The sequence below is a fragment of the Pseudomonas sp. HY2-MNA-CIBAN-0224 genome (assembly GCF_040310285.1).
In the GTDB taxonomy this organism is placed as follows: domain Bacteria; phylum Pseudomonadota; class Gammaproteobacteria; order Pseudomonadales; family Pseudomonadaceae; genus Aquipseudomonas; species Aquipseudomonas helleri.
Map to the genome: position 1 here is coordinate 1 of NZ_JBEOPQ010000291.1, position 336 is coordinate 336.

The following is a 336-nucleotide window of genomic DNA, read 5'->3' on the forward strand; positions in this document are numbered from 1 at the left end:
GCTAAAGGCTATGTCGTCTAAATTTCTTTAACTAATCCCGCTTGTTTCAGTCGGTCTAACTGATCCAGCCCAAGTATATCGCTAAATGTCCAAAAGGTGCAGCGATTAGAATGCTAAGCACCACTCGCTCAAACCAAATAATGACCATCTTAGGTACTGACAGCGGTATCTCAGTTGCCAATACACAAGGAATCATCGCTGAAAAGAACAGTACGCTACTAATCGAAACTACGCCTGCCACATAACGGGTCAAGACCTCAGCTTCCGTTAGCAATAGGGCAGGCAAGAACATCTCAGCCAATCCTGCTGACATGCCTTTGGCAGCAACTAATGGCT

1 pseudogene is annotated in these 336 nt (G+C 45.5%); it reads right to left on the minus strand.

Annotation, left to right across the window (positions count from 1 at the left end):
* Positions 1 to 55: 55 nt before the first annotated feature.
* A pseudogene (locus tag AAEZ03_RS26450) lies at positions 56 to 336 on the minus strand (YjiH family protein); the annotation flags it as partial.